This window comes from Kandleria sp., from assembly GCF_017934775.1.
In the GTDB taxonomy this organism is placed as follows: Bacteria; Bacillota_I; Bacilli_A; order Erysipelotrichales; family Coprobacillaceae; genus Kandleria; species Kandleria vitulina.
Genome location: NZ_JAGBIX010000043.1, coordinates 1 through 6,375, shown reverse-complemented (window position 1 = coordinate 6,375; position 6,375 = coordinate 1). Strand labels below are relative to the sequence as shown.

Annotated in this window: 5 protein-coding genes; 1 reads left to right on the top strand and 4 read right to left on the bottom strand. The window is 33.2% G+C overall.

Features of this window, described 5'->3' with window-relative positions:
• The 4 genes from J6L95_RS04860 to J6L95_RS04845 all read right to left on the bottom strand — a co-directional run.
• The coding region (locus J6L95_RS04860) for a transposase (RefSeq protein ID WP_287458349.1) at positions 1–138 on the bottom strand (138 nt) is incomplete at its 3' end.
• Between the two features lie 174 nt (positions 139–312).
• Positions 313–2,661, bottom strand: coding sequence for an EAL domain-containing protein (locus tag J6L95_RS04855; protein WP_287458348.1), 2,349 nt, complete (start codon positions 2,659–2,661; stop codon positions 313–315).
• Between the two features lie 85 nt (positions 2,662–2,746).
• Positions 2,747–3,208, bottom strand: a complete 462-nt coding sequence (locus J6L95_RS04850; protein ID WP_287458347.1) for a GNAT family N-acetyltransferase — start codon at positions 3,206–3,208, stop codon at positions 2,747–2,749.
• Positions 3,209–3,280: 72 nt separating this feature from the next.
• Positions 3,281–5,362 (bottom strand): glutamine synthetase III family protein, encoded by a 2,082-nt coding sequence (locus J6L95_RS04845; RefSeq protein ID WP_287458346.1) that lies wholly within the window; start codon positions 5,360–5,362, stop codon positions 3,281–3,283.
• Between the two features lie 141 nt (positions 5,363–5,503).
• Between J6L95_RS04845 and J6L95_RS04840 the strand changes: the two genes are divergently transcribed.
• Positions 5,504–6,169 (top strand): winged helix-turn-helix domain-containing protein, encoded by a 666-nt coding sequence (locus tag J6L95_RS04840; RefSeq protein ID WP_287458345.1) that lies wholly within the window; start codon positions 5,504–5,506, stop codon positions 6,167–6,169.
• The last annotated feature ends 206 nt before the right edge of the window (positions 6,170–6,375 follow it).

The window sequence follows — 6,375 nt, the reverse complement described above, 5'->3', positions numbered from 1 at the left end:
GTCTCTTAAAATCTTACCAATTTCAATTCTTCTATAATCATAAAATGCTTTTCTCCTATATTTAGGGGCAAACACCACATGATATTTACAATTCCATTTTGTATGTGATAAACTATGTAAGTCATCTGTATATGACATAAATCCCTCCTGTATTCAATTGCGCAGTTGGCAGACCGCACAATCATTATACAGAGGGGATTTTATCATTTACAATGCCTTTACCACTTCACTGAAGTCTTAAAACAACCTCACAGCATAGCTGTGGGTTTTATTGTTTTACAATGAAAGGCAGCTCATTCTTGAGCTGCCTTCTTAATCAATATTTGTATCAAAGATCCGACAAATTACACCACAATGATTTTTATAATGTGTTAAATATTTAATCTTCAGAAAATACTTTCGCTCTTCAAAAAAGAAATCAGTAATAACAGATTTCTTATTCACTTGTACTACCGCAATCGCATTTCGAATATGTTCACACCATTTTTCATTATTAAAGACACTTTCCAATCGTGACTGATGAATTGTCTTATATCCCAAACGTTTTACAAAGTCCTTAAATCCACCATTATAATTCAATAAATAGATTTCCTGATCACGTCTTTCTAGTACAATAGTAGGAGTTCTATTCAACAGATTAACGCTGCTTAATTCCTGATAGTACTTCGACCATTCTTTTGTCTCAATATCAAGTCCTTTATCCTTACAATGTTGCAATACATCATCTAAAGGAGCAGGTTTACCAAAATAGTATCCCTGTACTTTTTCACATCCTATAGAACACAAGAAATCAAAATGTTCCTTTGTTTCTACCCCTTCTGCTAATGTATGAACCCTAATCTCCTTAGCCATACCTACAGTAGAAGCAATGATACTTTGTGATTTAGAATTAAAGTTTCTCAAGAATTCCATATCAATCTTAATTTCATCAAAAGCAAAATCTTTTAAGATATTCAATGATGAATAACCACTACCAAAATCATCAATCCAAATAGAAAAGCCTGCATCATTAAGACGTTGAATTTCCTTCTTAATAAACTGACCTCCAACAATACGTTCCACAATCTCAATATGAATCAATTCTTTTGAAATGTTATACTTTTTTATAATACTTTCAATTGTAGAAACAACATCACCAGTCAAGAAATCAATTCTAGAAAGGTTAAATGATACAGGGACAACATCTAAATGCTGATCAATTCTTTCTCTTAACATCCTACAGACTTCATTAATGACATAAATATCAAGTCTTTGAATCATGTGCGTTTCTTCTAATGGAGGAATAAAGACAGCGGGAGAAAGCAGACCATACTCAGGATCATCCCATCTCGCTAAAGCTTCAAATCCACACAATGTCTTCGTACTTGTTCTAATAACTGGCTGATAATAGACCTTAATGAGCTTCTCATTAATTGCTCTTTCAAAATTATCTACAACATACTGTGTCATTTCATTAAACCTCTTCATTTCAGGCTTAAACACACAGATATACTTTTCTAGATTACGTCTGATTTCATCACAAGCAAGCTTGGCATTATCAACAGCAACGCTGACATCATCATCGTTTTTAAAATAATATACACCAGCCTTAAGTTCCATAAAATCACCAGGTGCAAGCTTATAGGCTTCATCATGAATCTCTTCAAGAATATTCTCTACATCTAGATCACTGACAACTACAAAATGATCCTCTGATAAACGACATACAAGACTATTTGGAAACTTCTCTACCAATAAAGCAGCAGTATCTTTCAACAGCTGATTTCCTTTTTGAAAACCTCTTGTATTATTATAATTCAAGAATGCAATATAATTTAAAAAGACTACGCTTGTCTTAGATACATCAAGATTTTCTTCGATAAATCCTCCTGCCCTTTCTAGCAGATAACTAAAATTATGTAGTCCTGTCAACTTATCAAAGAACTGTAGATCATAATCATTAATAGTTACAAGATAAACATCTTCAGAACCCCAATTTGTCTTATAGACATGCATAAACATCTCTTTATCACTATAAGGAGTTTTCATGATCTTACCGTACTTTCCTTCAATCTTTTCAAAAGGAAAAACGTAATCTGTATCATCGGTAATAAAAAACTTTTCAAACGTTACACCAGTATCCATCATTACTCGTGGTTTAAAAAGATCTTTCATTTTCTTATTACATAAAAGCAGTTCATGAGTTTTAATATCAACGATAGCTACTCCTACTCGATCAACATCAATCAATCCTTTAAGTGTTCTATTATAAGACTGGTTATCAATATGATAATCCGCATAAGCACTTGTTACATCATCATAAGAAATAATTGCAACGCGTGTACCATCAATATATTCATGATAACCATGTGAATGAATAAATCTCAAGTTTTCAGTATTGGGAATATATTCTTTATAGACAACATCATATACACCATCATTTAATGCAAAATTTCTTCCTTCAAAAACAATACGTTCTACATCATCAGGATGAGTATATTTATACATGTATTTAGAATAATATTCTAAAAGTTCTTCTCTATTAAAGACGTTTTTATAAAATTCTAACAACCCATTTGACACTGCAAGAGGAACCACTTTATTCTCTTTAAAAACATAGGCTGCTCTTGGGATATTTGATTGTTCTACAAAACCTAAAAATTGCTGCAATGACATATTCATAAAAAACACCCTCTCTTACATTAACTATAACATAAATGAGAGCGTATTCATTTATTTTTTGACTTTTATTTTACAAAAAAGAAGATCAGATCTTCTTTTCCATAAGATAGCGTAATATTCTTACACCCCTTCTTACATTGATCTGTTCTTCTATTTCCTCATATCCATGTTTTTCAAAAAATGGTTTTGATGTAATGGACGATGTTACATAAATAATGCTATTCCCTTGCTTTTTAGCATACTGTTCAAGTCTTTCTAATAGCTTAGCACCAATACCTTGGTGAAGATATTTCTTATCAATATAAAGACGATCAAGATAACCAGTAGTACCAATATTGCCAAAGGCTATTATTTTACCTTCATCTTCTACAATAAGTGTATGATTCTTTTCAAGAGATGCTTCCCAATGATAACGATCTACATTTTTAGGTGCAATAGCATCTCGTTCTTCCTCCGTATAATCATTACACTGCACTTCATGTACTGCACGATAAAATAAGTCAATCACCTGATTTAAATCTTTTCTTTGATATAATCTCATTTCCATGGAATCATCCCTCCTTATTAAGGATATTATAGCATAATAAAAAATGAAAAGAAGCAAAGCTTCCTTTCATTTTTAGATTCCGAATAATAAATCAACATATGATGGAATTGGCCAATCATTCTGGTCAACCATTGTTTCTAATGTATCAGCTGTTTCTCTTAATTTGTTCATTGATGCTAATACACTATCTCTCCAGCATAATGCCTGTTCTTTAATATCAGCATCATTGTGATCAGCTTCATCAATAGCTTTTTCTAATGCAGCCATTTCTGCTTTCATCTGTGTTGCTAATGTTGATAATTCTGTAAGGTTTTCTTTTAAGAAGACATTATCAATAGATAATTCCTGTAATTCTTTAGCATCTTTAGCTACAGTTCCAATATATTTAACAACTGAAGGATAGATTTCTGTCTTAGCCATCTTAAGAGCAGTTAATGCTTCTACTCTTAATGTCTTGCAGTAACCATCTAAAAGAATATCATAACGTGATTTTAATTCTACGTCATTATATACATCATGTTTTGTGAATAATTCAATTGCTTTTTCACTCTTTAAGCACTGAGCAGCTTCAATAGTAGTCTTGTTGTTTGGAAGACCTCTTCTTTCAGCTTCTTTTTCCCATTCAGCGCTGTATCCATCACCATTGAAGATAATTCTCTGGTGATCAGTTAAGTATTCACGAATAACTTCCATTGGTTCTTTTCCACCAAGAATTTCTTCAGCCATCTGATCAAATTCTTCAGCAAGAATGACATTTAGAATTGTGTTTGGTCCGGCTACAGACTGTGCTGAACCTACTGCACGGAATTCGAATTTGTTTCCTGTAAATGCGAATGGAGATGTTCTGTTACGATCTGTTGTATCTTTTGAGAATGTAGGTACAACGGCAACACCTGTTCTAAATCTTTCTTTAGTGACTTCATTTAGTTCACCATCGTTGATGATTGAATCCACCAAATTATTTAATTCTTCACCAAGGAACATTGAAATAATAGCTGGTGGAGCTTCATTAGCACCTAATCGATGATCGTTACCAGCAGATGCTGCTGACATTCTTAATAATTCAGCATATTCATCTACACCCTTAACTGTACATGCTAAAGCAGCTAAGAATGGTAAGTTTTCAATTGGATTTTTTCCTGGATTGAATAAGTTTATACCTGTATCTGTCATTACTGACCAGTTATCATGCTTACCTGATCCATTGACACCTTCAAATGGTTTTTCGTGTAATAAACATCTTAAACCATGCTTCTTAGCAATATCCTGTGCTAACTGCATTAAAAGGTGGTTGTTGTCAGTTGTAATATTTACTCTTGAATAAACACAAGCAACTTCATGCTGTGCTGGTGCTACTTCGTTATGTTTAGTCTTAGATGGAATACCATATTTCCATAATTCTCTATCTAAGTCCTTCATAAATGCGCCGACTTTACGTTTAATTGAACCGAAGTAATGATCTTCAAGTTCCTGTCCTTTAGGTGCATTTGCACCATATAATGTACGACCTGTTAATCTTAAGTCCATACGTTTCTGCCAATATTCATCAGCTACTAGGAAGTATTCCTGTTCAGCACCAACTGATGCTGTTACGCTATGAACTCCTTCAACACCTAATAAAGGCAATAATTTACAAGCAGAATGTGATAATGCATCGCAAGATCTTAATAAAGGTGTCTTTTTATCTAACGCTTCTCCTGTATATGAACAGAATAATGTTGGAATATAAAGTGAACCATCTTTTACAAATGCTGGGCTAGTAACATCCCATGCAGTATAACCTCTTGCTTCGAAAGTAGCTCTTAAACCCCCACTTGGAAAAGAAGATGCATCAGGTTCCCCTTTTCTTAATGTCTTACCACTAAATTCTAGAACTGCTCCACCATTCTGATTAGGTTCTAAAAAGGCATCATGCTTCTCAGCAGTTAATCCAGTCATTGGTGTAAACCAATGTGTAAAATGAGTTGCACCATGTTCAATTGCCCAAATCTTCATTGCATTGGCAATAACAGTTGCAGCTTCTTTTGGCAATGGTTCCCCTCTATCCATTGCTTCATGAAAAGCTTTGTAAGTTGACTTAGGGATTCTTTCTTTCATGACCTCGTCACTGAAAGTGAGACAACCATATTCGTCTAATAGATCTTTCATCTCCATAGTATTCTTTCCTCCTTGGTTACTTCTAATGTCAATTATTATATGTAAGTTGTAAACTCCTGTCAATAAAAGGAAATGGCAGATTGGTCATTTTATTCTACAAATTATGTGTTAAAATTATAAAAAAACAGGGGTGAAATCATGTTGAAACAATTTGAAATACTAGTGCTAGATTCAGATGAAAATAGAGGAAAAAGCATAAGTGAATATTTTTCTTCAATGCAAATTCCTACGATATATTCAAGTAAATTTGAATCAATCGATGATCGCCACTCAGCTTTTATCGTTGATGATAATTTTCCAAAAATCAATTTTTCTCGTTTCTTAATCAAATGTAAAAGAAATAACAAAATAGTTATTATCATGACAAAAAAATTTTCTCAAAAATATTTAGATTCTTTGTTAAATTATGGTGCAGATGACTATATTCGAGTGCCTTTTTCGAACAATGATCTCTATTCTAAGTTTCTATCAATCTACCGAAATGGGATTTTAAAACCGAGAAAGATTTATCGTTACAAGGACATTATCATGGATACAACTTCACAGATTGTGTACCTTGATGATGATGTAGTTGATCTGACAAATAATGAATATAAATTATTAAAATCGTTAATGTCCCATCCATATCAGCCGCAGTCTCGTACTGAATTATTTATAACGATCTGGAAAAATCCTCTTTATGATGATAATAGTTCTATTGATAAACTTGTCTCTCGTCTATCGGAGAAACTAAATGAAAAAGGAAACCAGTCACCATATATAAAAAAGTTTAATCAAAAAGAATATATGATGGATCCAAAATAAAAAGAACTCGTTAATTGCGAGTTCTTTTTTCACACATCTTGTGATTATCAATGCTCTATTCACAATCGTTGTGAAATCTATTTGCTTATTCATATCTGCTGTGAAATGGCAAAAAAAAGGAGTCCCCTTGGGGACCGGACAGACTGGCAGCGTGCTGTTTTTGCCGTTTCCGACTATCGTCGCCGCTGCGATGCTTAACTTCCGTG

Excerpts from the sequence above, each read along its gene's own strand:
- J6L95_RS04855 (WP_287458348.1), bottom strand. The coding sequence starts at position 2,661 with ATGAATATGTCATTGCAGCAATTTTTAGGTTTTGTAGAACAATCAAAT.
- J6L95_RS04840 (WP_287458345.1), top strand. The coding sequence starts at position 5,504 with ATGTTGAAACAATTTGAAATACTAGTGCTAGATTCAGATGAAAATAGA.
- J6L95_RS04850 (WP_287458347.1), bottom strand. The coding sequence starts at position 3,208 with ATGGAAATGAGATTATATCAAAGAAAAGATTTAAATCAGGTGATTGAC.
- J6L95_RS04845 (WP_287458346.1), bottom strand. The coding sequence starts at position 5,362 with ATGGAGATGAAAGATCTATTAGACGAATATGGTTGTCTCACTTTCAGT.